This window comes from Pusillimonas caeni (genome assembly GCF_003545815.1).
GTDB classification, from domain to species: Bacteria; Pseudomonadota; Gammaproteobacteria; order Burkholderiales; family Burkholderiaceae_B; genus Pusillimonas; species Pusillimonas caeni.
This window is the reverse complement of record NZ_PDUW01000014.1, coordinates 1-23418: the sequence shown is the minus strand read 5'-3', so window position 1 is coordinate 23418 and position 23418 is coordinate 1. Positions and strand designations below refer to the sequence as shown.

Genomic DNA, 23418 nt, shown 5'->3' with positions numbered 1-23418 from the left:
CGACAGCCGACCTAGCCGACGCTGGAGCTGCGCATTTCCTTGCCGGACGCCTTGCGGTCCTTCTCGCGCTGGCCGGCGTCGTAGTGCGGAGTGGTGATGTCCAGAAGCTTGCTCAGCAGGCGCAGCAGCATCGAGGCCTCTTCGGGAGTCAGGTTTCTTAGCAGCTTGTGCTGGGTCAGAAGTATCTTCGGATGCAGCTCTTTGTAGAAGGCATGTCCCTCTTCGGTGAGATAGATCTGGCGCCCGCGCGACGATCTCGTACTGCTCCGGCGTTCGATGTAGCCGTTCTTCTCCAGCCGCCGGATCATGCCGCCCATCGTGGCCTCGTCCCAGTTCAGCAGTGCGGCCAGCTCCAGTTGCTGCAAGCCCGGCTCCAGGGAGATGGCCAGCAGGACGGTCATCTGTCCGGCCGTGACGCCGGCATCGCTGGTCACGTTGTCGAACGTCGACGTGACGAACTGGCCGCTTCGGCGCAGCAGGTAGCCGGGGCTGCCATAAAAATCAAAGATGCTATCAAGCTTTATGGTTTTTCTAGAGCGTTTCAACACGGCAAAGTCTTCTTAAAAAATAAACGAACAAATACGACATCCCGCAGCCCCATGAGTATCAGCGAGGGCGCGCTGTGTCGAGTAAGGGCTATCCCGGTCTCGGGTTTTCTCTAATGACGTCGGAAAAACTAAGTTGCTAGGATTCTAAATAAGCATACTATCTTTGTACACTTATTTTAAGCTGGTTGCTTGGTCGTTGCGTGGTACGTAGTGCTTTCTCTCGCGGTTTTTCTGAACGGATCTCTGCAAATTGTCATCCACCACCAAAGGAGCAGTCTCATGAGGATTAAAGCAACGTTGGCTGGGCTGGGTCTATGCGCGCTTGGCGTAATGACCGCTCAGGCTCAAACGACACAGCCATTGAAAATCGGTTTTCTGGCTGAAATGGCGGGCATCTACGGCGCGCCGGGGCAAGATCAATACGACGCTTTCATGCTGGCGGTCGAAGAGCGCGGCGGAAAACTGGGTGACGTGCCCGTTCAGATCTTTAAAGAAGACACGCAGTTCAAGCCGGATGTGGCCAGCCAGATCGTCGATCGCCTGATGGATCGCGAAAAGGTCGAGCTTTTTACCGGCTTGACGTATACCCACATCGCGTTGGCCGTCTACAAGAAAATCAATGATAAAGGCGGTTTCATGATCGCGTCCAACACGGGGCCGGCTCCCATTGCCGGCCAGGGCTGTGTGCCGAACTTCTTTGCAAGCACGTGGCAGAACGACCAGCTGTCCGAAGTGGTCGGCAAATATGCCGCAGAAAAGGGCTACAAGAACGTCTTCGCGCTGGCACCCAACTATCAGGCCGGAAGAGACTTCGTCGCCGGCTTCAAAGATGCTTACGGCAAGCCCTTGCTCGATGAAGTCTACACCCCCGTTGCGCAGCAGGATTTCTCGGCCGAACTGTCCATGATCCAGGCGGCCAGCCCCGATGCCGTCTACGTATTCTATCCGGGCGCGCTGGGCGTCAATTTTGTGAAGCAGTATCACCAGGCCGGCCTGAGCACCGTCCCGTTGCTCAACACCGCCACCACCGAGGGCATCAATCTGCCGGCGCAGGGCGAGGCCGCCACAGGAGCGGTGAACGGCTCGTTCTGGGGACCCGATTTCGACAACGACACGAGCAAGCATTTCGTCGAGGCCTTCGAGGCCAAGTACAAGCGGATTCCTTCACAGTACGCTGCGCAGTCCTACGACGCCGCGTTGTTGATCGATTCGGCATTGCGCAAGGTGAAGGGAGACATCTCCGATAAAGACGCGTTCCGCGCCGCGCTCAAAGAGGCCGACTTCAAGTCCCTGCGTGGCGATTTCAAGTTCGGGAACAACCATTTTCCCATTCAGGATTTCCATATCTTCGAAGCCTACAAAGACGACAAGGGACGCATGAACGTACGGCGCATCGCGACGCCCATGGTACAGGCGCAGGACAAGTTCGCCGCTCAATGCCCCATGAAGTGAAGATGAACATGTCTTTATTCGTTGCGCAAATCCTCAACAGCTTTCAGCTCGGGGCCTTGCTGTTCCTGATGTCGGCGGGCTTGACGCTGGTTTTCGGAATCATGAATTTCCTGAACCTGGCGCATGGCTCTTTATTCATGGTGGGAGCGTATGTCGGTGCGACGGTGGCCGCTAAAACGGGCTCTTTCACGATAGCGATCATTGCGGCGATCGTGGCCACGATGCTGCTGGGCGTCGTGGCGGAAAGGACGCTGCTACGCCAGCTTTACGCTCGGGACCATCTGGATCAGGTGCTGTGCACCTTCGGATTGCTGCTTATCGCCAACGAGGCGGTGCGCTACATCTGGGGGCCGTCTCCCGTATTCATCAACGTGCCGGAGATGCTCGACGGCACCGTCAGGATCTTCGGGCAGAACTACCCGGCCTATCGCTTCGCCATCATCGTGGCCGGCATCGTGGTGGTGCTGGGGCTTTACCTGCTCATCAGCCGTACTCGCCTTGGGATGTTGATTCGCGCCGGAGCCAATAACGCCAACATGGTGTCCGCGTTGGGCATCAACATCAAGTTCCTGAATACGGTGGTATTTGCGCTGGGCGCGGGCCTGGCCGGTCTGGGCGGACTGTTGATCGCTCCCTTGGTCTCGGTGCAGCCCGGCATGGGCGAACCGATTCTGATCCTGACCCTGGTCGTGATCGTGGTGGGCGGGATCGGTTCGATACGGGGCGCCTTGTACGGTGCTTTGATCGTCGGTTTGATCGATACCGCCGCCCGCGTCTACATGCAGATCGGCTTGCTGCAGATATTTGAGCGTTCGGTAGGACAAGCCATCGGACCAGCCATCGCCTCGATGTTGATCTACATCCTGATGGCGATCGTGCTGGCGTTCAGACCCCAAGGCCTATTTCCGGTGAAGCATGGCTAAATTAGAAATTCGTGAATTGAAAACGTGGGTCGCCGGATTGGTCATCCTGCTGTTCGCAGCCGTGCCGATCGTGTCGATACTGACCGATCAGGCGTTCTACATGGCGCAGTATTCGCGCATCATGATCTATGCGCTGGCCGCGGTGGCCCTGAACCTCATCCTGGGCTTCGGCGGCATGGTCAGCCTCGGCCATGCCTTGTACATCGGGATAGGGGCCTATGGCGTGGGCATGCTCGACTTTCATGGCGTCACGAACGGCTGGCTGCAGCTGCTTGCCGCCTTGGGCGTGGGCGGCGTGTTCGCGACGGCCATAGGCGCGGTGGTGGTCAGGCTCAAGGGCATGACCTTCATCATGATCACGCTGGCGTTCGCGCAAATGGGCTACTTCCTGGCCGTCACGCTGCGCACGTACGGGGGCGAAGACGGCAGGGCGCTCTCGTCGCGCAGCCAGATGTACCTGCTCGATTTTGCCAACCCCGTCGTGTTGTATTACGCCATCTTCGCCTGCTTGATGGCAACGCTGTGGTGGGTCAACCGCAGCATTACGTCGCGCTTCGGCATGGCGATCCGGGGCAGCAAGTCGAACGAACGGCGGATGCTGGCTCTGGGATTCCCCACATTCCGCTACAAGCTCGCGGCCTATGTGATCTCGGCCCAGATCTGTGTCGTAGCCGGTTTCCTGCTGGCCAACCTTACCCTGTACGCCTCGCCGTCGTATATGCAGTGGATGGTGTCGGCCGAACTCATCATCATGGTGATTCTCGGCGGCATGTTCACCGTGTTCGGTCCCGTCATCGGAGCCCTGGTATTTCTGCTGCTCGAAGAGTGGCTGTCGAATTTCCACTCCGCAAGCTTTCCCGCTTTCGGAGAACTCGTCAACGAGCATTGGCTGGCGGTGCTGGGCGCGTTCGTCATTGTGGTCGTACTGACGGCTCGCAATGGTGTTTATGGCTACGTCGGCAAAAGGGGGCGCACGCCATGAGCGAAGTGAAACCCATATTGAGCGTCCGGGGGCTGGTCAAGCGCTTCGGCGGGCTGCTGGCCACGGATCACATCGACTTCGACCTGTTGCCCGGAGAGGTCCATGCCGTCATCGGGCCCAACGGCGCGGGCAAAACCACCTTTCTGTCCCAGCTGGCCGGCGAACTGCGGCCGGACGAGGGCAGCATTGTGTTCGGCGATGTCGACATCACGCACAAGCCGGTTCCCGAGCGGGCCCAGGCCGGTGTCGGCCGTTCTTATCAAATAAGCCAGGTCTTTCGCGACATGACCGCGCTCGAGAACGTCTTGCTCGCGGTACAGGCCACCGAAGCCAGCAGCTTTTCATTCCTGTCCAGCGTATTCGACGATGAAAAGCTGCTCGAGGCGGCCAGGCACCACCTGCGCCTGTGCGGCCTGGGCGCTCGAGAAAACACCGTCGTGTCCATTCTTGCCCACGGCGAACACCGGCAACTGGAGCTGGCCATGACCCTGGCCACCCGCCCGACGGTGCTGCTGCTCGACGAGCCCATGGCCGGCATGAGCCAGGCCGAGTCGGTCGACATGATCAGGCTGCTCAAGGAAATAAAAAAACACTATGCCATCGTCCTGGTGGAACACGACATGGATGCGGTCTTTTCCCTGGCCGACCGGATCTCCGTGCTGGTGTACGGGCGCGTCCTGGTCACCGGCACACCCGAAGAAATCCGCGAGAACGAGCTCGTCAAAGAGGCCTATCTAGGCGACCAGGAGGAAGTGTGATGGCGCGGTCCTTGTTGGAGGTGAAGGGCATCGAATCCTTCTACGACAAAAGCCAGGCCCTTTTCGGCATGTCGTTCTCGGTGCAGGAGGGCGAGTTCTGCACCCTGATAGGCCGCAACGGCATGGGCAAGACCACGACGGTCAAGAGCGTCATGGGCCTGCTCAGTCCGGCGCGCGGCCAGGTTCTGTTCGAAGGCCGGCCTCTCGAGAAGCTGCCTCCTTATCGCGTGGCCCGCTTCGGTCTGGGGCTGGTTCCGGAGGGACGTCAGATATTCACCAATCTGACGGTCCACGAGAACCTGGTAGCTACGGCGCGCAGCGCAGGCCGCTCCGGCGGTGACTGGACACTGGAGCGCATCTACCAGCTCTTTCCTTCGCTGGCGCGGCGCGACAAGAACCTGGGCAGCAATCTGTCCGGAGGCGAGCAGCAGATGCTGGCCATAGGACGCGCGTTGATGACCAACCCGAGGCTGCTCATTCTGGACGAGGCGACCGAGGGCCTGGCGCCGTTGATCAGAAAGGAAATCTGGGAATGCCTGGCAGAGCTCAAGCGCATGGGGCAGACCGTCATCGTGATCGACAAGAACATCGGCCCGCTGTTGCGCCTTGCCGATTGCCATCACATCGTAGAGAAGGGACAAGTTGTCTGGTCGGGATCGTCCGCCAGTCTGAGAGCTCGGCCGGAGTTGCTCGAGCGTTATGTCGGAGTCTGAGTCCGCAAGCGGACCTGAAAATCAAATAGGAGCAGCAAAGATGCTGAATGTCGAACACGAGCGTGAGAACCTGACGAGCAGTTCAAGGCAGCTGGGCCTGGCCGAATACTGGGTCGAGCGCGAAATTATCGAAGATCCCGCCCATCGCACCACGGCGGTGCCTTTTGTATGGCACTGGAAGGATATGCAGCCGCTGTTGGCCAAGGCCTCGGACATCGTGCCGATGGAAGAGGCCTATCGGCGCGCCTTGCTGTTTTCCAATCCGGCCCTGGCTCCCAAGGCCTGGATGACCACCACCATCTACGGCGGGTGTTCCTGGTACAACCCGGGCGAATCGGCCGAGGTGCACCGGCACCCGCCCAGCGCGAGCCGTTTCGTATTGCACGGCGATGGCGGCTGGACCGCGGTCGAAGGCGAGAAATGCATGATGTCGCGCGGCGACCTGATACTGACGCCCAACGGCACCTGGCACAACCACGGCAATGACGGCAAAGAGCCCGTGATCTGGGTCGACATTCTCGATCTGCCGCTTGCCGAGAACCTCAACAACCGCTGGGTCATGGAGTATGACTACTTCGAAGCCAAGCCGGGCGAGACGGCGCTGCAGAAGAAAACCCAGACCATCAGCAAAGCCGACGACTACTCGGTCAAGCTCTACGCGATCGGCGGCATCAAGCCCACCTTCATCGACCATCAGCGCGGCGAAAGCGCCGGGTCGCCCATGTTCGTGTATCGCTGGGCCGACACCGTCAAGGCGCTGAATAAACTGCGCGAGTTCGAAGCCGATCCGTGCGATGGCATCTCGGTCGAGTATATCGACCCGACCACCGGCGCCTCGGTAGTGCCGACCATGTCGTTCGGCGTCCACCTGTTCGAAGCGGGCTTTCAGCCCGACTTCCAGCGCAAGAGCTCCAGCACGGTGTACTGCGTCATCCAGGGCCGGGGCCGTACCGAGCTCGACGACGGGAAGACCCTCGAGTGGGAGGAAAACGACGTGTTCGTGGTGCCCAGCGGCACGTGGTACAGGCACGTCAATACCGACCCGGGCAATGACCTGATGCTGTACGCGGTCAGCGACGAGCCGACCTTGAAGAAGCTGGGGTTCCTCAGGCGCTACCGGCGCCTGGCCGACGGCGCCATTGTGGCCCGCTAAGCGGAGAAGGCCATGCAAATCGAACACATCACTCCGCAGGACACATACGACTCGCTGGGCACCCGGGGCTACACCCAGGTAGTGGCCGCTACAGGGATCCAAAAGCTCGTCGTCGTTTCGGGGCAGCTGCCCCTGGACGAGGACAACAAGCTCATCGGCGAGGGCGACATCGAAGCCCAGACCCGCGCCTGCTACGAAAACCTGAAGCGCTCGCTTGCCGCGGCGGGAGCCGACCTTTCCAACGTGATCCGCATGACCACCTATGTCACCGATCTCGCTGCGCATCCGAAGGGGGTGCGGAAGGTGCGGGCCGAGTATTTCGGCACCGACAAGCCTCCCGCCTCGACCATGATCGAGGTGCCTAGGCTGTTGAACAACATGCTCATCGAAGTCGAGGCGATGGCTGTTATCTGACGAGCAATCGTTTTGAGGAGAGTGGTAAATGCTAGCTAAAACAGGCGATGATGTCTGGCCTGCCAAGGACTATGCCCGGATTCCATACTGGCTGTTCACCGACGAGGAGCTATACCAGCAGGAGCTCGAGAAGATCTTTCGCGGATCGACGTGGAACTATGTCGGCCTTGACGTCGAAATCCCCGATTGGGGAGACTTCAAGACGACCTATGTCGGCGAAACCCCCATCATTGTCAGCAGGGGCAAGGAGGGCGAGCTGATCGCATTGGTGAACCGCTGCGGCCACCGGGGAGCCATGGTCCGCCGTGAAACCCACGGCAACGAACGGACCCATACCTGCATCTACCATCGCTGGTGCTATTCACTGGAAGGCGACCTGATCGGCATCCCGTTCAAGCGCGGCGTCAATGGAAAGGGGGGCCTGGATGCGACGTTCGACCAGAAGGAGCATGGCCTGCAGCGCCTGCGCATCGAATCGTTCAAGGGCATGATGTTCGTCACCTTCGATCACGAGATGCAGTCGCTGCACGATTATCTGGGGCCGCTGAACCGTGAGCAGATTGCGCGCATCATGTGCAAGCCCATCAAGGTGCTTGGCTTTCAGAAGCAGATCATCAAGGGCAACTGGAAGCTATACCAGGAGAACCTGCGCGATACCTACCACGCCAGCCTGCTGCACTCGTTCTTCGTCACTTTCGGGCTCGATCGGGTCACGAATCCCGGAGGCACGCGGCTCGACGAATCGAAAGGGCACAGCTTCGTGTTCAACCGGCCCGATCCCGCGGCGGCCGATACGCTGGTCAACGAAGCCTCGTCGCAAGTCTATGCGTCCGAGGGCGTAAAGGCCGAGCGCGTCAATCTCGAAGACACGTGGTTCTTGAGTTTCCACAAGCAGTACGACGACGACATGCGCCTGTACCTGGCCTGCCTGTTCCCCAATGCCCACTATCAGCAGATGAACAATTGCCTCAATACGAGGCAGATGATTCCCCGCGGCCCGGACATGTTCGAAGTGGTGTGGACGGTCTTCGGCTACGAAGACGACACCGAGGACCTGGCCGAGCTGCGCAAGTTCCAGGCCAACTTCATCGGGCCGGCCGGTTTTGTATCGATGGAGGACGCCGAGGTCATCGAGAACATGCAAACGGCTTTCCGCAATGAGCGTGAAGCGTGCGCGGTGGTGGAGATGGGAGGGCGCGGGGCGATTCTGACGGATTGCGACAACAAGGTGAACGAGATACCGATCCGCGGCTTCTGGTCGAGATACGCGAGGTTGATGGGGCTGGAGCCTACGGGGGCAGAGCGATGACACAGTATCGAGAACGGGTCGAGGATCTGCTGGCCGACTATGCCTGGCGGCTGGACAACGACAAGCTTGAAGCGTGGACAGAGCTGTTTACCGAAGACGCGCGCTACGAAATACTGCCGCGCGACAACGTCGACCGCGGCTATCCCCTTGCGCTGATGTGTTGCCGGAACCGGGCCATGCTGCGCGACCGGGTCCTCGCCCTGCGCGTGGCGAATGAATACAACCTGCACTACGACCGACACGTGATCAGCGTTCCCAAGTACATGCAGGTCAGTGACGAGGAAGTCGCTTTCGAAGCCAATTATGTCGTGATTCAAACCGACCAGCATGGCGCCAGCAAAGTATTCAGTTCGGGGGTTTACAGAGACCGTGTAGTGGTCCGGGACGGCGCCATGCGCATCAAGGAAAAATTGGTGGTGGTCGACACGTTCTGCGTGCCCACTCTTATTGCCACGCCTTTGTAGGGCCGGCATTTCATCAGGAGACTAGCTATGAAGTTGAATCACGAATTGGTTGCCTCGATCACGGCACGCGCGATAGAAGAGGGCTTGAAGCGGGGCTTCAATGTGTCGTGCGCCCTGGTCGACGACGCGGGGCGCACAGTCAGCGTGCTGCGCCACGCCGACGCCAGCTGGCAGACCCCGGAATTCGCTCTGGGCAAAGCGCGCCTGGCCAGCGCTTTCAAGACCAGCACGGGCGCCATGTACGCCCGCCTGCAGAAAGAGCGCCCCTTGTACGGCACGATGCTGACCTCGCTCAACGCCCGCAACGACTGGATGCTCGCCGAAGGCGGCGCCGCCATCAAGCTGGAAGCCGAGGCGGGCGAGAACCACGGCGGGGTCGCCGTGGGCGCCATCGGCATCAGCGGCTGCTTTCCGGCCACGATCGACCAGGAGATCGCCGATCAGCTGGTCGAGTGGGTCAGGACACAGGTCTGACGCGGCGGCCGTCTGAACGACTGCCTGTATTTCATAATGGATGGGAATTGTCATGGACGTAGTTAAAGAGTCGATCGCCGCGCAGGCCGTGGAAAACAGCTTGATCGGTTTGTGGCAGATCGTTCGCGAGGTGGAGGGGGCCGAACTGCAAAAAGGGTTTGTGCCGCATTTGTGGCGCTGGGACATCTTGAAGCCCTTGATGGGCGAAGTCAGCGAAAACATCACGCTCGAAGACGCCGACCGCCGCGTGATCATCATGTCGAACCCGGGGGCCCGGCACAAGCATCACTCCACCAACACCCTGTACTTGAGCTGCTCTATCTACAATCCGGGCGAAACCGCGCCGGTGCACCGCCATACCTCCAACGCCAGCCGTTTCGTGCTGGAGGGCGGCGGAGGCTACACCACCATCGAAGGCGAAAAATGCACCATGTCGCGCGGCGACCTGATCATCACTCCCGCCGGCACGTGGCACGATCACGGCAACGAAGGCACCGAACCCGTCATCTGGGTCGACGTGCTGGACTTGCCGCTGGTCGAGAATCTGGCGGTCAGCAAGTTCGAGTTCGAATACTACGAAAAGGACGACGCGGGCAATGCCGTCAGAAAAGACGTGCAAAAGGTAAGCCTGCCCGATGACTACTCGGGCATGGTTTACGGCTATGGCGGTTTCCTTCCCGCGTTCGTCGACCATCAGCGGGGCGAAAGCGCCGGGTCGCCCATGTTCGTCTACCGCTGGGCCGACGCCAAAGCCGCATTGAACCGCATGCGCCATCTGGAAGGCTCTCCGTACGACGGCATCATTCTCGAGTACGTCAACCCGGTCAACGGCAAGTCGGTCACGACGACGACCAGCTTCTTTGTACAGCTTCTGCGTCCCGGCGAAGCGACCAAGGCGCATCGCCAGACGAGCAGTTCGGCGTACTGCTGCCTGGAAGGGCGCGGCCGCACCCATGTGGGCGACACGGTGCTTGAATGGGGGCCGAACGATATGTTCGTCATCCCCAATGGCATGCCGCATCGCCATGAAAACCTCAGTTCGACCCAGGACGCCTACCTGTATTCGGTGACCGACGCGCCTGCGATGAAGTTCCTCAACCTGTACCGCGAAGAAGCCGCCTAAGGGAAAAGGAGACGATGTCATGGCAGCAATGAGCGGTCGCGCGGCGGCCGAGAACCCGTTCAAGGCCGCTTTGCAGGATGCCGGCCCGGCCCTGGGCTTCTGGAGCTCGCTGGCCAATCCCGTGTTGGCGGAACTGGTCGCCGAGCACTCCGGCTTCCAGTGGATACTGTTCGATACCGAGCATGCCCCCAACGATGTCCATACCTTGGTGGCGCAGCTGCAGGCGATCCGTTTCTCGGGCGTGCCCGCGGTCGTCCGGCCGGCACGCAATCATCCGGTGGAAATAAAACGCTTGCTTGACATCGGCTTTCGCAATCTGCTGGTCCCCAATGTCCAGTCGGCGGATGAGGCGCGCCAGGCGGTAAGGGCAAGCCGTTATCCGCCTGTCGGGGTGCGTGGTGTGTCGGGCTACCATCGCAACAACGGTTATGGCCGCATCGCCGACTATTTCGAATTCATCGACGATGTGATCGCGATCATCGCGCAGATCGAAACGGTCGAGGCCATGGAGCGGCTGGAAGAGATCGCCGCGGTCGAAGGCGTGGACGCCTTGTTCGTCGGCCCGGGAGACCTGGCGGCCAGCCTGGGCCATCTGGGAAGGATCAAGGCGGCGCCGGTTCAGCAAGCCATCCGCGCCATCGGCCAGCGTGCCCGGGCCCAGGGTTGCAAGATCGGCATCGCGGCCGGCACCATCGAGGACGTGGCCCGGTATAGCGATTGGGGCTACAGCCTGTTTACAGTCGGCAGCGATGTGAATCTGTTCAGGCAGGCTGTTGAAGGCTTGTCCGACACCCTGCGAAATTATCGTTGACGAAGCGGGGTCGAACGGCCTTTTGGCCACGAAGCAAAGCGCAGGCCTCGCCGGTTACGGCGAGGCCTGGCGATGCAATATCGATTCGGCGCCGGAGCGCCATTGAATTGTGTTAGAGAAGCTCCGGCCGTCGGGCCGGAGTTCTTCACTGCCGCCGGAACGGCTGATCAGTTCGTCCGCGCGTCCGTCAGTGCGACCGGAGTGAGCTTTTGCAGTGCTTCGAAGCTGAGGCCGGGCACGATTTCAATCACCCGGGTGCCTTCGGGGGTAAGGTCGAAGACCGCGACGTCGGTATAGACGCGGCTGACGCAGGCCACGCCCGTGAGGGGGTAGGTGCACTCGGCCACCAGCTTGGATTCGCCGGTCTTGGTGAGCAGGTCCATCATCACATAGGTTTTCTTGGCGCCGATGGCCAGGTCCATGGCGCCGCCCACTGCGGGAATGGCGTTGGGCGCGCCCGTGCTCCAGTTGGCCAGGTCGCCGTTGGCGGCCACCTGGAAGGCGCCCAGCACGCAGACGTCGAGATGGCCGCCGCGCATCATGGCGAAGCTGTCGGCGTGATGGAAGTAGCAGCCGCCGGGCAGCAGGGTGACCGGCTGCTTGCCGGCGTTGATGAGGTCGTAGTCTTCTTCGCCCTTGGCCGGCGCGGGGCCCATGCCGATGACGCCGTTCTCGCTTTGCAGGATGACTTCGCGGCCGGCGGGCAGGTGATTGGCCACCTTGGTGGGCAGGCCGATGCCCAGGTTGACGACGGCGCCGTCGGGGATGTCGACGGCAACGCGCGCGGCGATCTCGTCGCGCGTCCAGGCGGGAGTGGTTTTCTGTTCGCTCATGGCGCTGTCCTTAATCCTGTTTGAAACCTGCGGGCCCGGTGGCGCTGCGCGGCACTTTGACGATGTGCTTGACGAACAGGCCCGGCGTGACGACGACTTCGGGGTCGATCTGGCCCAGTTCGACGATGTCGTGCACCGACGCGATGGTGCATTGGGCGGCGGTGGCCATGATGGGGCCGAAGTTGCGGGCGGTTTTGCGGTACAGCAGGTTGCCCCAGCGGTCGCCCGTTTCGGCCTTGATCAGGGCGAAGTCGGCGAAGATGGGGTACTCGAGCACATAGTGGCGGCCATTGATCTCGCGGACTTCTTTGCCCTTGGCCAGTTCGGTGCCGTAGCCGGTGGGCGTGAAGAAGGCGCCTATGCCCGCGCCGGCGGCGCGGATGCGCTCGGCCAGATTGCCCTGGGGCACGAGTTCGAGCTCGATCTTGCCGGAGTGGTAGAGCTCGTCGAACACGTAGGAGTCGGCCTGGCGCGGGAAGGAACAGATGATCTTGCGTACGCGGCCGGCCTTGAGCAGGGCGGCCAGGCCGGTGTCGCCGTTGCCCGCATTGTTGTTGACGATGACGAGGTCTTTGGCGCCGTGGGCGATGAGGCCGTCGATGAGTTCGGCCGGCTGGCCTGCGCCGCCGAAGCCGCCGATCATGACGGTGGCGCCGTCATGGATGCCGGCCAGCGCCTGTTCGACCGAGGGGGAGATTTTATTGATCATATTTCAATGCGTTCAATGCGAACATTTCGTTGAAAATGGGTGACGAAGTTCTTATAATGAACTTTTATTCGGATGTAGAACTAATGCTCTTAGCATAATGACAGTGGGCGGGCTTGTCAATGACGTCGGCAGTGGCCGAGAGCGCCGCCCGCCTGCGCATGAAAAGCCGGCCAGCCTACGCATGCGGAAGACTATATATGCTTCGCGCGTAAAAAAACGATTTTTATCGAGGTTGCCCATGAATTCCGGCGAATCCAGTTTCATCGAACCCGCCTTCGGCGGCGCGCAGGCCGACGAGGCTCCCAAGCCCGGCGACAGCTATGTGCGCTCGTTTGCGCGGGGGCTGGCGGTGCTGCGCAGTTTCGGGGCCGACGCGCCGGCGCAGACGCTGTCCGAGGTGGCCGAGCGTGCCGGGCTCACCCGCGCCGGCGCCCGCCGTATTTTGCTGACCCTGTTGAGCCTGGGCTATGTCTCGGCCGAAGGGCGGCTGTTCCGCCTGACGCCCAAGGTGCTCGAGCTGGGCTTCGCCTATCTCAGTTCGCTGCCGGTGTGGTCCCAGGCCCAGCCGGTCATGGAAAACCTGGTCGAGGAACTGCGCCAGTCCAGTTCTGCGGCCGTGCTGGATGGCGATGAGATCGTCTACGTGCTGCGCGTCCCGGCCCACCGCATCATGTCGATCAATCTGGGCGTGGGCAGCCGCTTGCCGGCCGACTGTACGTCCATGGGCCGCGTTCTGCTGGCCGGCCTGCCCGACGAGGTGCTGTGCGAGCGCGTCGCCGCGATGCATCTGGTGGCGCACACGCCTTCCACCATTGTCGACCCCGAGGCGTTGATCGAGGAGATCCGCCAGGTGCGGGTGCAGGGTTGGAGTCTGGTCTCGGAAGAACTCGAGCCCGGCCTGGTATCCGTGGCCGCGCCCATTCGCGGCCAGAACGGCCGCGTGGTCGCGGCGCTGAACGTCAGCGGCCATGCCCGCGCCGTCACGTCCGAGCACTTGCTGAAGGTCTGTCTGCCCCGCCTGCTGGCCGCGGCCGCCAAGATCAATATGGTGACCGCGGCGCGCTAGAGCAGTTTTATTCAGGCCCTGACAGTACGCCCAGCTCGCAATACGAAAGGCGGCGAGCGCTTTACCGGTCGCATCCCGCGGCCCATAAAGCGCTCGCCGCCTTTAGAGCAGCTTAATAATCAGGCTGATGCATGCCTTGCATCGACCGGCTTAGTTGGACGTCCCGGTGGTGACGGGGGTGGGATTGCCGCGGTCGTCGATGCGGTTGACCTTGGTGCCTTCGAGCGACACGCCCGCCATCAGGCCGGCGTTGGTCATCACGAAGCCCACCACGGGTTCGCGCAGGGTGTTCAGGTCGACCGAGCCGTTGGCGCTGAGGTTGGCGACGGCGACCGTGGCGTCCACGCCGGCCGTCCAGCCGTTGCTGGCCAGGAATTTATCCAGGGCTTCCTGGGTCTTGAACACGAAGACGATGGCCTTGGACTGGGCGCCGGCCTGCAGGCCGATCGACCCGCTGGAAGTGCTGTAGTAGCCTTTGTTCTGGCCGCCGACACGCAGCACGCCGTCGCCATGCTCGGCGCCGACGATGAAGCTGCCACCGATGACGCGCGGAAAGATCAGCACGCCCTTGGCCTGCGAGACCAGCTCGCGCGAATTGGGCGCCACTTCGTAGAGCCGTTTCAGGGTCGAGTCGGCCCGCTCGTTGATGCTGTCGCGTCGCTCGACGCCGCTTTGTTCGGAGCGCGGCACGGTAGTGGTGCAGGCGGTAAGCGCCAGGGCGGCCGTGGCCATGGCGACGGCCGCGAAGAGCGTGCGCGGGGTAGGGAGGGTTCTTGTTTTCATGGGCTTCTCCAGGTGCGTATGCGAAGTGCACATTATGGGTGTGCCGGGCGGAACCTGTCGTAGACCGGAACAGCCCGGCGGCATTTGGCTGACGAGCAAGCGGCGTGCCGCCGCTCGGAAAACCGGGTGCAGCCGAAGACCGTTCGCCGCCGGCTGCGTCCGATCTTACTTCTGCGCCGTCCTGGCCGCGTCCTGGATGTTGTCTCCGACCTTCTCCATTTCCTGCCCGGCCTGGCTGATGGCCTTGTCGATCTCTTTGCCGGCCCTTTCGGCGGGTCCTTCTTGTTCACATCCCGCCAGGGCCAGGGCGGCAAGCCCCATGGCGATGCATTTCACGATCGAATGTTTGTTCTTGAGCATGGTTTCCCCTTTCTTGGAGTTGGTTCTGATCGCCGGGGCCGCGCGGGCCGGACGACGCTGGCATTTTCTGTCAGATCGCGCCCATATTCAACGCCCGCAACAATTGGTCTCGCTTTTCTTTAATTATCGCGAATTGACCACTTTGTCGGTCGAGAAGCGCTCGACCACTTCCTGCTGCGGATCGACCACATAGTCGTCTTCGCCGTGGCGCGCGCGCGTGACCAGGCCCATGCGGTTCATCAGGGCGATGAAAGGCGCGGGGTCGAGCTCTTCGACGTTGACCATGCCGCCTACGTCCCAGGTGCCGTTGGCGATGAGCAGGGCCGCCGCCACGGCGGGCACGCCGGCAGTGTACGAGATGGCCTGGCTGCCGACCTCCTGGAACGATTCTTCATGGTCGCAGACGTTGTAGATCAGGACTTCCTGCGGCCGGCCGTCCTTGACGCCCTTCACCAGGTCGCCGATGCAGGTCTTGCCGGTGTAGCCGGGCGCCAGTGAAGCGGGGTCGGGCAGCACCGCCTTGACGACCTCGAGCGGCACGACCTCCTGGCCGCGCGCGGTGCGCACCGGCTGTTCGGAAAGCAGGCCGAGATTCTTGAGCACGGTGAACACATTGATGTAGTGGTCGCCGAAACCCATCCAGAAGCGGATGTTGGGCACACCCAGGTTTTGCGACATGGAGTGCAGTTCGTCGTGGCCCGTAAGATAGGTGGTGCTTTTACCGGTGACGGGAAGATCCCATTCCTTGCGGTGCTCGAACATCTTGTTGGCTTTCCAGGCGTTGTCCTCCCAGGACCATACGGTGGAGACGAATTCGCGGAAGTTGATCTCGGGATCGAAGTTGGTCGCGAAGTAGCGTCCGTGGCTGCCGGCGTTGACGTCGATGATGTCGATGGACTCCACGCTGTCGAAGTAGGTGTCCATGGCGTAGCGGGCGTAAGCGTTCACCACCCCGGGGTCGAAACCCACGCCCAGCACCGCGGTGACGCGCGCATCCTTGCACGCCCGGCGCCGCTTCCATTCGTAGTTGGCATACCAGGGCGGGGCCTCGCACACCTTGGCGGGATCTTCGTGGATGGCGGTGTCCATGTAGGCCGCGCCGGTCTCGATGCAGGCCTGCAGCACCGACATGTTCAGGAAGGGCGAGCCGACGTTGACGACGATCTGGCTGCGCGTGGCGCGGATCAGGAACTTCGTGGCCTCCACGTCCATCGCGTCCAGCTGGTGCGCCTGCAGCAGGCCGGGCTGCTGCATGGCGCCTTTCTCGTGCACCGAGGCGATGATGGCTTCGCACTTGGACAAGGTGCGCGACGCGATGTGGATGTCGCCCAGCTGGCCGTTGTTCTGGGCGCACTTGTGGGCGACGACATGGGCGACCCCGCCGGCGCCGATGATGAGGACATTGCGTTTCATGGATGTGCTCTCTTTTAAGTCAGGTTGATGTCGTCAGGACAAGCTGCCGACATAGTCGTCAAAGGAAAACGCCCGTACCAGGCGCACGCTGCCATCGGTTTCCCGGATGGCGATTGCCGGCATGTCGATGCCGTTGAACCAGTTCTTCTTGACCATGGTGTAGCCGCCCGCATCGCCGATGGAGATGCGGTCGCCCACCCGCAGCGGCGTCTCGAACCGGCCTTCGCCGAAGATGTCGCCGGCCAGGCAGGTCTTGCCGCAGATCTCGTACACGTGCTCGCCATGGCCCTTGCCGATGGGCGCCGTCTCGCGGTAGATGAGCAGGTCGAGCATGTGGGCTTCGGTCGAGCTGTCGACCACCGCCAGATGCTTGCCGCGAAAGCCCACGTCGAGCACGCTGACCTCGAGCGTGGTGGTGTGGCGAACGGCCGCTTCGCCGGGCTCGAGATAGACCTGCACGCCGTAGTCCCGAGCGAAGCGACGCAGGCGGTCGCAGAAATCGTCCACGGGATAGCCGGGTTCGGTGAAGCTGATGCCGCCGCCCAGGCTGACCCACTCGAGCCGGCGCAGGATGCCGCCGTAGCCCTGCTCGACTTCGCCCAGCAGGGCGTCGAAGCTGTCGAAGCAGTCGTTCTCGCAATTGTTGTGGATCATCACGCCGTCCAGGCGGTCGATGACGGACAGGATGCGCTCGGGGTCGGACTCGCCCAGGCGGCTGAAGGGGCGGGCGGGGTCGGCCAGGTCGAAGCCGGCGCGGCTGACGCCGGGATTCAGGCGCAGGCCCTTTGGCTTGCCGCCCGCGCGCGATTCGAAGCGCAGGAACTGGTCGAGTGAGTTGAAGATGATCTTGTCGCTGTGGGCCACGACTTCGTCGATTTCTCGGTCGGCGAAGGCCACGCTGTAGGCGTGGGTTTCCTTGCCGAATTTCTGGCGCCCGAGCTTGACTTCATACAGCGAAGAGGAGGTGGTGCCGTCCATGTGCCGGCTCATCAGATCGAACACCGACCAGGTGGCGAAGCATTTGAGGGCAAGCAGCAGCTTGGCGCCGGAGCGCTCGCGGATGCGGTCGATGACCTGCAGGTTGCGCTGCAGGGAAGCCTTGTCGATCAGGTAGTAGGGCGTCTGGATCATTGATGTTTCAGGGTGAGTCTAGGGCGGGCTTGCGGCCGCGCTTCTTGGGTTCGATGTGCTTCTCGTCGCGATAGTCGATGACCATCGGCGGCTGGTCGGGGAAAGTGGCCACCAGGGCGAGCTGGCCGCCTATGCATTCGACGTAGTGGCGCAGGGTCGAGAGCAGCATGTCGCTGCGCTTTTCCAGGCGCGAGATGGTGTCCTGGCCCACGCCCAGCGCCGCCGCCAGCTCTTCCTGAGTCTGGCCGGCGCGCTTGCGCAGGTCTTTCAGCGTCGTGAGCGCCATCGGTTCGGCCAGCGCCAGCCCGTCGGCGTGCTGGCCGCCGTGCTGCGCCCGGATCGAGGTCGCGTCTTTGTGCTTCTTTGCCATATAGAGGAGGTCTCGTTTTGGACAAGCCGCAAATTATGTCTTAAAGACCATATGGTGTCAAATGCATATTCCAGAAACGGAAAACGCCCGCGGCGTCGTGTGGACGCGGCGGGCGCGGGGTGGGCGGCTAGGATCTGCGGCCGCCCAGGTGTCTTCAGCGGATCAGACGTCGAAGAACACGGTCTCGTTCGGGCCCTGGATGTGGACGTCGAACTGGTAAACCGCTTGGCCGTCTTTTTCGGTGCGCTCGGCGATGAGCGTCTTGCGGCGCTCGACCCATTCAATGCCGTTCAGGACGGGGTCCTTGGCATTGGCCTCTTGCTCGTCCGAAAAATAGACGCGCGTGTGCAGGCCGATGTTGATGCCGCGGGCCACGATCCACACATTGATGTGGGGCGCCATGAGCTTGCCGTGCCGGCCCACGACCGCGCCGGGCTTGACGGTGTCGAAGCTGTACACGCCGGTCTGGAAGTCGGAGGTGCCGCGTCCCCAGCCGCGGAAGCTGGGATCGATGGGCTTGTCTTCCTGCTTGTCGGCGGGGTGGTTGTAGCGGCCCGCCGCGTTGGCCTGCCAGATCTCGAGCAGCACGTCGCGGATCAGCGCGCCGCTGCCGTCGAACACGCGGCCCTCGAGCCGGATGCGCTCGCCCTTGGTTTCGGGCGTGACCAGCACGTTGCCGAAGTTGTTTTCGAAGATGTCGAAGCCGGCCTGCTTGGGAGCCAGGCCGATGTGCACGTATGGACCCGCGGTTTGAGAAGCGGTTTCCTTCAGGTAGAAGGGCTTGTTGAGTTCCCTGAACATTATTTCGCTCCTTGGATGGTGTTTTCGAACAGGGTCGCGCGGCTGCCGCGCACCACGAGGTCGAAGTGGTAGGCCCGGCTGTCGAGCGCGACGTAGGCGCCGCGGTCGAGCTGAGCGATCAAGCTGCGGACCGCTTCTTCGCTGGGGATGGAGCGTACGATGGGACAGTCGGGAATCATGGGGTCGCCCTCGAAGTACATCTGCGTGATGAGGCGCTGCGCAAAGCCCGAGGCGGAGATGGAGTAGTGGATGTGGGCCGGACGCCAGTCGTTGATCTGGTTGCGCCAGGGGTAGGGACCGGGCTTGATCGTGCGATAGAAGTAGTAGCCGTTCTCGTCGGTCAGGACGCGGCCACAGCCACCGAAGTTGGGATCGATGGGGGCGATGTAGGTGTCGTTCTTGTGGCGGTAGCGGCCGGACGCATTGGCCTGCCAGACTTCGACCAGGGCGTTGGGCACCGGACGGCCGTTTTCGTCGAGCACATAACCATGCACCAGGATGCGCTCACCGATGGGCAGGCCGTCTTTGGCGTAGTTCAGGATGAGGTCGTTGTCCAGCGGGCCGAGCTCGTCGGGAGAGAACCGGGGGCCGGTGATTTCCGACAGCGAGTTCTCGATCGAGATGAGCGACTTCTGGGGCGAACGCAGCACGCTGGTCTTGTAGCCAGGCGTATAGGCGGGCGGGTGCCAGCTGCGGTCGCGCTGCAGGAACTCGCCGAATTGTTCGGTGGGGGTGGTCATGGGGAATCTCCTTGTGGTCTTTGCTGCGTCGTGCAACGACTCAGTGCTGCACATGGTAAGCGTTGGTAATAATCATGTAAATTGAATTAAACGCCAATATTTGATAATTTGTAGTTATTGAATATCGAGCCGCTCGCCCCCTTCGATTCTGCGAAGTCTACAGGCGGGCGGCAGGCGGGCGCCATGGCATCGATCGATCAGCAGCAGTTCAACAGCCGCATCCGCTTGCGGCACATCCAGTGTTTTGTCGCGGTCGCGCAAGAGCGGCATCTGCGCAAGGCGGCCGAGCGCCTGCACCTGAGCCAGCCGGCGGTGTCCAAGACGCTGGCCGAGCTCGAAGAGCTGATGGGCGCTCGCCTGATGGAGCGCGGCCGCTTCGGCGCCCGGCTCACGCGCGACGGCCAGTCCTTCCTTGCCCACGCCCTGTCGGTGCTCGACGCGCTCGAAGGCGCGCGGCGGGCCATGCTGGACGATGCCAAGGCCACACAGGAAGTCGTCCACGTCGGGGCGCTGCCCACGGTGGCGCCCGACCTGCTGCCCTTGGCGCTGGCCGATTTCCGCCGCGTGTGGCCCGAGGCCAAGGTCGACATCCAGATCGCCGCCAATGCGCCCTTGCTGGACAAGCTGCGCTCGGGCGAAGTGGATTTCGTGCTGGGCCGCATGGCCGATCCCGAGGCCATGGTCGGGCTGTCCTTCGAGCTGTTGTATGTAGAGCCGCTGGTGGCGGTGGCCGCCGCCGACCATCCGCTTTTCCAGGAAACCGACGCGGGGCTGCACCGCATCATCGAATTTCCGCTCATCGTGTCCACGCGGGGCACCGTGCCCCGCCACAATACCGAAAGCTTTCTGCGCTCGCGCGGCCTCGGCCTGCCGTCCAATTGCCTGGAGACGCTGTCCGTCTCGGTGGCGCGCCTGGTGGCCATACGTTCGGATGCGGTGTGGTTCACGCCCATGGGAGCAGTGCGCGAAGACCTGGCCCAGGGCCTGTTGCGCCGCCTGCCGCTGGTCACCGGCGGCACCGAAGAACCCGTCGGCCTGCTGCGCCGAAGCGAGGCCCAATCGGGACGCTGCGCCGCATCGCTCATGGAGATACTGCGCGAGACGGCCGAGCTGCGCCGCGGCGCGGGACGGGACTGGACCCTCGTTTGACAAACTCCGGCGAGGCTTCTAACCTAGCCGCCTGTGTTCTTTACGTGAATAAATGTTTGCAGAACGAACATTTTGCTTTGGCCCGAGGCGACCGCCCCGGGCTGCTTTACCGCAGGAGATTGTCAATGCGTATCAGTAAAACCTTTCTCGCCGTCGCCCTGGCGCTCGGCGCGACCGGCGCCGCGCAGGCGGCCGACGACCTGAAGATCGGCATGGTGCTGCCCATGTCGGGTCCTTTCGCCTCTTATGGCGAACAAATCCTCAACGGCGCGCGCCTGTACCTTCAGCAGAACGGCGACAAGCTGGGCGACCGCAAAGTCCAGCTGATCGTCAAGGACGACACCGGCGTGGCCCCCGCCGTCAGCCGCCGGGCCGCGCAAGAGCTGGTCAACCGCGACAAGGTCGACGTGCTGGCCGGTTTCGGCCTGACGCCCTCGGCGTTCTCGGTCGGCCCGCTGGCCACCCAGGCCAAGATGCCCATGATCATCATGAATGCGGCCACGTCTTCGGTGACCGAGAAGTCGCCCTACATCGTGCGCACTTCGATGGCGCTGCCCCAGATCACGGCTCCCATCGCCAGCTGGGCGGTGGACAACGGCATCAAGAAGGTCTACACCGTGGTGGCCGACTACGGTCCGGGCCACGATGCCGAGAAGCAGTTCATCGAGACCTTCACCGAGGCGGGCGGCGAGATCGTCGGCCAGGTGCGCACCCCCGTCGGCAACCCCGACTTCGCTCCCTTCCTGCAGCGCGTCAAGGACACCAAGCCCGACGCGGTCTTCCTGTTCGTGCCGGCCGGCGAGCAGGGCGTGGCCTTCCTCAAGGGCTATCAGGAGCGCGGCCTGGCGGATGCGGGCATCAAGCTGATCTCCACCGGCGATCTCACCGACGAGGACGTGCTGGACGCCATGGGGCAGGCGGTGGGCGTCATGACCTCCTTCCATTATTCCGAGGCGCATGATTCCGAACTGAACAAGCAGTACGTGCAAAGCTACTACAAGGCCTATCCCAACAAGCGCCCCAACTTCATGTCGGTGGCCGGCTATGACGGCATGCACCTGATCGACGCCGTGCTCGAGAAGACCGGCGGCGACGCCGGCGGCGACGCCTTCATCGAGGCGGCCAAGGGCCTGTCGTGGGAAAGCCCGCGCGGCCAGGTCACCATCGACCCGGAGACGCGCGACATCGTGCAGGATATCTACATCCGCGAAGTGAAGGATGTGGACGGCAAGCTGCAGAACGTGGAATTCGACCGCGTGGCAGAGTTCAAGGACCCGGTCAAGGCTAAAAACTGACGCGTCCCTGTCGTAGGAGTGGGCCTCGGCGCATGAAGCGTCGAGGCCCATTTTTATTGGCGTAAACCCTAGACTTGGGCGTTAAGCATTGACAAAAAGTAACCCGCTTTTTAGCCTTGTACTATACGGATTAACTATCATTCGTAAATATCTCGATAATCTCTGGAGGAGAACCGATGCGTATCACTAAAGCCCTGTTAACCGCCGTCATGTCGCTGGGCGTTGCCGCGTCCGCGCATGCGGCCGACGACCTGAAGATCGGCTTCGTTCTGCCGATGTCGGGTCCGCATGCTTCATACGGCTTGCAGATCCTGAACGGCGCAAAGCTGTACATGCAGCAGCACGGCGACACGGTGGCGGGCCGGAAGGTTCAGATCCTCGTCAAGGACGACACGGGCGTCGCGCCCGAGATCAGCCGTCGCGCCGCGCAAGAACTGGTCAACCGCGAACACGTCAACGTGCTCGCCGGCTTCGGCCTGACCCCTTCGGCGTTCGCCGTGGCGCCGCTGTCGGCGTCGGCCAAGATGCCCATGATCATCATGAATGCGGCCACCTCCTCGGTGACCGAGAAGTCGCCCTACATCGTGCGCACTTCCATGACGCTGCCGCAGAACTCGGCGCCCATGGCCACCTGGGCGCTGGCGAACGGCATCAAGCGGGTTCACACGCTGGCCGCCGACTACGGCCCGGGCCATGACGCCGAGAAGCAGTTCATCAAGACCTTCACCGAAGGCGGCGGCGAGATCATCGGCCAGGTGCGCACGCCGGTCCAGAATCCCGACTTCTCGCCCTACCTGCAGCGCATCAAGGATGCCAAGCCCGATGCCATCTTCATGTTCGTGCCCTCGGGCGAGCAGGGCGTGTCCTTTCTCAAGAGCTACGCTTCGCGCGGCCTGGCCGAAGACGGCATCAAGCTCATCGCCACCGGCGACCTCACCGACGAAGACGTGCTCGACGCCATGGGCGATCCGGCGCTGGGCCTGATCACTTCCTTTCACTATTCCGATGCGCACGACTCGGAGCTCAACAAGCAGTACACGGAAGCCTATGCCAAGGCCTATCCCGGCGTGCGCCCCAACTTCATGTCCATGGGCGGCTACGACGGCATGCACTTGATCTATGAAGTGCTCAAGAAGACCAACGGCGATGCGTCGGGCGACAAGTTCGTCGAGGCCGCCAAGGGCATGTCTTGGGAAAGCCCGCGCGGTCCGATCAGCATCGATCCGGAAACGCGCGACATTGTCCAGAACATCTACATCCGCAAGGTCGAGCGCCGCAACGGCCGCCTCGAGAACGTGGAGTTCGACGTGATCGAGAAGGTGAAGGATCCGGGCAAGGCAGAGAAGTAATCTGCTGACTGTCCGATAGCTTCAAACTGGAACCCCGGCGTAATTGCCGGGGTTCTTTTTTTTGGGGGCTACGTCAGAGAATGGGATTGACGTAGCGATGCTGTGTTCGGCTGTATCTGAGTAATGAGATGGTCAGCCCGCCCCTCGGCGAGGGCGGGTACGCTGTAGGGGGATTTCCCCCTGGAGATAAGGAGACCATCATGGCGACGATCAAGCTGATAGGCATTGACCTGGGTAAGCGCTGTTTTCATCTTCACGGTCAAGATGAGAGCGGCCGGCAAGTACTGCGCAAGAA

26 protein-coding genes are annotated in these 23418 nt (G+C 62.0%); 16 read left to right on the top strand and 10 right to left on the bottom strand.

Annotated elements, in window-relative coordinates:
• Window positions 1-11: 11 nt before the first annotated feature.
• Window positions 12-548, bottom strand: coding sequence for a MarR family winged helix-turn-helix transcriptional regulator (locus CSC67_RS20360; RefSeq protein ID WP_135227484.1), 537 nt, complete (start codon window positions 546-548; stop codon window positions 12-14).
• Between the two features lie 279 nt (window positions 549-827).
• Here CSC67_RS20360 and CSC67_RS20355 point away from each other — a divergent pair, with 279 nt between their 5' ends.
• Genes CSC67_RS20355 through CSC67_RS20300 form a run of 12 tightly spaced genes read left to right on the top strand, consistent with a single transcriptional unit; the run spans window position 828 to window position 11124 of the window.
• Window positions 828-2000 (top strand): ABC transporter substrate-binding protein, encoded by a 1173-nt coding sequence (locus tag CSC67_RS20355; RefSeq protein WP_118996299.1) that lies wholly within the window; start codon window positions 828-830, stop codon window positions 1998-2000.
• A 2-nt stretch (window positions 2001-2002) separates the two neighbouring features.
• On the top strand, window positions 2003-2923 hold the full coding sequence (locus CSC67_RS20350) for a branched-chain amino acid ABC transporter permease (protein WP_118996298.1): 921 nt from the start codon (window positions 2003-2005) through the stop codon (window positions 2921-2923).
• Window positions 2916-3905, top strand: a complete 990-nt coding sequence (locus CSC67_RS20345) for a branched-chain amino acid ABC transporter permease (protein ID WP_118996297.1) — start codon at window positions 2916-2918, stop codon at window positions 3903-3905. Before CSC67_RS20350 ends, CSC67_RS20345 begins: the two co-directional genes overlap by 8 nt.
• Window positions 3902-4663: an ABC transporter ATP-binding protein gene (locus tag CSC67_RS20340; protein ID WP_118996296.1), complete on the top strand. Its 762-nt coding sequence runs from the start codon at window positions 3902-3904 to the stop codon at window positions 4661-4663. Before CSC67_RS20345 ends, CSC67_RS20340 begins: the two co-directional genes overlap by 4 nt.
• Window positions 4663-5376, top strand: coding sequence for an ABC transporter ATP-binding protein (locus CSC67_RS20335; protein WP_118996295.1), 714 nt, complete (start codon window positions 4663-4665; stop codon window positions 5374-5376). Before CSC67_RS20340 ends, CSC67_RS20335 begins: the two co-directional genes overlap by 1 nt.
• 40 nt (window positions 5377-5416) lie before the next feature.
• Window positions 5417-6529 carry a cupin domain-containing protein gene (locus tag CSC67_RS20330; protein WP_167752983.1) on the top strand — a complete coding sequence of 371 codons (1113 nt, stop codon included), beginning with the start codon at window positions 5417-5419 and terminating at the stop codon, window positions 6527-6529.
• A gap of 12 nt (window positions 6530-6541) precedes the next feature.
• On the top strand, window positions 6542-6943 hold the full coding sequence (locus tag CSC67_RS20325; protein ID WP_118996293.1) for a RidA family protein: 402 nt from the start codon (window positions 6542-6544) through the stop codon (window positions 6941-6943).
• A gap of 28 nt (window positions 6944-6971) precedes the next feature.
• On the top strand, window positions 6972-8252 hold the full coding sequence (locus CSC67_RS20320; RefSeq protein WP_118996292.1) for an aromatic ring-hydroxylating oxygenase subunit alpha: 1281 nt from the start codon (window positions 6972-6974) through the stop codon (window positions 8250-8252).
• Window positions 8249-8716, top strand: a complete 468-nt coding sequence (locus CSC67_RS20315; RefSeq protein WP_118996291.1) for an aromatic-ring-hydroxylating dioxygenase subunit beta — start codon at window positions 8249-8251, stop codon at window positions 8714-8716. The genes CSC67_RS20320 and CSC67_RS20315 overlap by 4 nt, the downstream gene beginning before the upstream one ends.
• A gap of 27 nt (window positions 8717-8743) precedes the next feature.
• A complete protein-coding gene (locus tag CSC67_RS20310) occupies window positions 8744-9190 on the top strand; it encodes a GlcG/HbpS family heme-binding protein (RefSeq protein WP_118996290.1) in 447 nt (148 codons plus the stop codon).
• A gap of 52 nt (window positions 9191-9242) precedes the next feature.
• Window positions 9243-10313 carry a cupin domain-containing protein gene (locus CSC67_RS20305; RefSeq protein ID WP_167752982.1) on the top strand — a complete coding sequence of 357 codons (1071 nt, stop codon included), beginning with the start codon at window positions 9243-9245 and terminating at the stop codon, window positions 10311-10313.
• A gap of 19 nt (window positions 10314-10332) precedes the next feature.
• The gene (locus CSC67_RS20300; RefSeq protein ID WP_245220316.1) at window positions 10333-11124 is read left to right on the top strand and encodes an HpcH/HpaI aldolase family protein; all 792 of its coding nucleotides are present in this window, start codon (window positions 10333-10335) and stop codon (window positions 11122-11124) included.
• 167 nt (window positions 11125-11291) lie between these two features.
• Here CSC67_RS20300 and CSC67_RS20295 read toward each other — a convergent pair whose 3' ends face one another.
• Complete coding sequence (locus tag CSC67_RS20295; RefSeq protein ID WP_118996287.1) at window positions 11292-11957, bottom strand: 3-oxoacid CoA-transferase subunit B; 666 nt, start codon at window positions 11955-11957, stop codon at window positions 11292-11294.
• Between the two features lie 10 nt (window positions 11958-11967).
• Window positions 11968-12666 (bottom strand): 3-oxoacid CoA-transferase subunit A, encoded by a 699-nt coding sequence (locus CSC67_RS20290; protein WP_118996286.1) that lies wholly within the window; start codon window positions 12664-12666, stop codon window positions 11968-11970.
• Window positions 12667-12904: 238 nt separating this feature from the next.
• Here CSC67_RS20290 and CSC67_RS20285 point away from each other — a divergent pair, with 238 nt between their 5' ends.
• On the top strand, window positions 12905-13732 hold the full coding sequence (locus CSC67_RS20285; RefSeq protein WP_245220315.1) for an IclR family transcriptional regulator domain-containing protein: 828 nt from the start codon (window positions 12905-12907) through the stop codon (window positions 13730-13732).
• Window positions 13733-13882: 150 nt separating this feature from the next.
• On the opposite strand, the gene CSC67_RS20280 is transcribed toward CSC67_RS20285, so the two are convergent.
• The 7 genes from CSC67_RS20280 to pcaH form a co-directional block, all read right to left on the bottom strand.
• A complete protein-coding gene (locus CSC67_RS20280) occupies window positions 13883-14515 on the bottom strand; it encodes a BPSL1445 family SYLF domain-containing lipoprotein (RefSeq protein WP_118996285.1) in 633 nt (210 codons plus the stop codon).
• Between the two features lie 165 nt (window positions 14516-14680).
• Window positions 14681-14875: a hypothetical protein gene (locus tag CSC67_RS20275; protein WP_118996284.1), complete on the bottom strand. Its 195-nt coding sequence runs from the start codon at window positions 14873-14875 to the stop codon at window positions 14681-14683.
• A 123-nt stretch (window positions 14876-14998) separates the two neighbouring features.
• The gene (locus tag CSC67_RS20270; RefSeq protein ID WP_118996283.1) at window positions 14999-16288 is read right to left on the bottom strand and encodes a saccharopine dehydrogenase family protein; all 1290 of its coding nucleotides are present in this window, start codon (window positions 16286-16288) and stop codon (window positions 14999-15001) included.
• Between the two features lie 33 nt (window positions 16289-16321).
• Complete coding sequence (locus CSC67_RS20265; protein ID WP_118996282.1) at window positions 16322-17419, bottom strand: carboxynorspermidine decarboxylase; 1098 nt, start codon at window positions 17417-17419, stop codon at window positions 16322-16324.
• A 7-nt stretch (window positions 17420-17426) separates the two neighbouring features.
• Window positions 17427-17789, bottom strand: coding sequence for a helix-turn-helix domain-containing protein (locus CSC67_RS20260; protein WP_118996281.1), 363 nt, complete (start codon window positions 17787-17789; stop codon window positions 17427-17429).
• 162 nt (window positions 17790-17951) lie between these two features.
• Complete coding sequence (gene pcaG / locus CSC67_RS20255) at window positions 17952-18590, bottom strand: protocatechuate 3,4-dioxygenase subunit alpha (RefSeq protein ID WP_209304359.1); 639 nt, start codon at window positions 18588-18590, stop codon at window positions 17952-17954.
• Window positions 18590-19330, bottom strand: a complete 741-nt coding sequence (gene pcaH, locus CSC67_RS20250) for a protocatechuate 3,4-dioxygenase subunit beta (RefSeq protein ID WP_118996279.1) — start codon at window positions 19328-19330, stop codon at window positions 18590-18592. The genes pcaG and pcaH overlap by 1 nt, the downstream gene beginning before the upstream one ends.
• A 183-nt stretch (window positions 19331-19513) precedes the next feature.
• On the opposite strand from pcaH, the gene pcaQ reads away from it, so the two are divergent.
• From pcaQ to CSC67_RS20235, 3 genes are all read left to right on the top strand, one after another.
• Entirely contained in the window at window positions 19514-20479 is a 966-nt protein-coding gene (gene pcaQ / locus CSC67_RS20245) for a pca operon transcription factor PcaQ (RefSeq protein WP_118996278.1), read from the top strand.
• 125 nt (window positions 20480-20604) lie between these two features.
• Complete coding sequence (locus CSC67_RS20240) at window positions 20605-21774, top strand: ABC transporter substrate-binding protein (RefSeq protein WP_118996277.1); 1170 nt, start codon at window positions 20605-20607, stop codon at window positions 21772-21774.
• A gap of 176 nt (window positions 21775-21950) precedes the next feature.
• Entirely contained in the window at window positions 21951-23123 is a 1173-nt protein-coding gene (locus tag CSC67_RS20235; RefSeq protein ID WP_167752981.1) for an ABC transporter substrate-binding protein, read from the top strand.
• Window positions 23124-23418 lie beyond the last annotated feature (295 nt).